This window comes from Bartonella sp. AA56HLJMS (assembly GCF_042197145.1).
Classification (GTDB): domain Bacteria; phylum Pseudomonadota; class Alphaproteobacteria; order Rhizobiales; family Rhizobiaceae; genus Bartonella.
Genome location: NZ_JBHIRL010000076.1, coordinates 1 through 1,432, shown reverse-complemented (window position 1 = coordinate 1,432; position 1,432 = coordinate 1). Strand labels below are relative to the sequence as shown.

3 protein-coding genes are annotated in these 1,432 nt (G+C 40.9%); all 3 read right to left on the bottom strand.

Annotated elements, in window-relative coordinates; all coding sequences use genetic code 11:
* Nucleotides 1-164: 164 nt before the first annotated feature.
* Nucleotides 165-290, bottom strand: a complete 126-nt coding sequence (locus ACFINI_RS09895) for a hypothetical protein (protein WP_375637186.1) — start codon at nucleotides 288-290, stop codon at nucleotides 165-167.
* A complete protein-coding gene (locus ACFINI_RS09890; protein WP_273790553.1) occupies nucleotides 278-691 on the bottom strand; it encodes a hypothetical protein in 414 nt (137 codons plus the stop codon). Before ACFINI_RS09890 ends, ACFINI_RS09895 begins: the two co-directional genes overlap by 13 nt.
* Nucleotides 688-1,432 (bottom strand): filamentous hemagglutinin (locus ACFINI_RS09885; protein WP_375648034.1); only part of this gene is annotated, 745 nt, incomplete at its 5' end. The genes ACFINI_RS09890 and ACFINI_RS09885, both read right to left, overlap by 4 nt.

Genomic DNA, 1,432 nt, shown 5'->3' with positions numbered 1-1,432 from the left:
TTTTCCCATAATGCTAAAGTTGATGGAGGAGGTTGGTTAACACATCCAGCTGTATTTAAGAGAGCTATGCAACTCAACAGTTTTAAGATTTTCTTCATTTTTCCCCTCTTTCAATGGATTTATTTACGATAAAACAGAGCTCATAAACCTGTTGATATTTCCTGTCACCGCTGCTTAAAACAACGGTGAACAATATTGAGATGATTGGTTGAGAAAACAATCCCACCATTCCAAGCGAAGGCAAGGATGGCGGATTGTTGATCATCACTAGCAAGACTTAAGGTTTGCATTCAGGTGCATTTTTATATTTTTTACAAAAAGGGCTGTTTAAGCGCTTCTTGACACTGGGCCTCGGGATCACAGCACCTGGACGACAAATGGGCAAGTTTTCGGCTCTAAAAGTATAACACCACCCTCCCGCTCTTGCTACTTCTTCATCTTTATAGCGGAATCCTGATTGAATCATGCAAGCATAAGTTGTTGCTTTTGCATTGATGCTCTGCTTTCTATTTTCTGGAAATACATCATAAGGCGTTGGCATACCACATTCTAATAATGCTTTTCCTATTTCAGTAAAATCTGCTCCTGGCTTCTCCCAAGCAGTCAAGTATCCTGAAGGAGGCTTATTAAACTGACATCCAGCGATACTGAATAGAGTTACAGCACTTAATAATTTTAAGGTTTGTTTCATTTTTTACTCCATGATTTACTTGAAGGAACTTGTTCACGATGAGATGAGCCATAACGCACGTTACACTTATCGCCCGCGTCTCCAAGACAGGTATGGGGATTTATGGGATCTGAGAACATATTCCATGTTTCTTTCCACCAGTTACTACCAGCAGGTATTGTCTCATAAGTATAGCCATTGCCGCCAATCCATCGGCTTACAAAGTCATATCTATGCCCATCAAAACCAATAGTGGTTTGTTTGCCATCACTCACATAACCTAACAGACCGGATGCAACTAAAACATTAAAGGCTGGTCCATAGAAATTGATATTCGTGTTGTCGGCTATCCCGTGCACACCTTCTTGTTTGAAAGAATTCAGCATATTCCCCAATGTCATGGTACCACGGCTATGTCCATAAAGTTCTAACCCTGTAATACCATGGCTATACACCAAATCTTTTGCTTCTTGTGTTGAATTGGTCAAACCCCAAAAGTTATTTTCCATAAACTTCTGATAGCCCGCGACTAGAAGTTCTGAGATAGCAGAATCGGCTTGAGGGAACACAACAAAATAAAGCGGTTCATTTTTATCCTTCGCATGTTGAACCGCATAAACAGCGGCTTCCTCTGGTGGAGTAAAGATGCCATTAAAGGACACATGCACCTTGCCATCAGCACCCTCTTGTAAATGCTGCTTTTCTTCATCCGTTAAATAATGGAAAGTGAGGAAACAATCGCGCCATTCCAAGCAAAGGCAA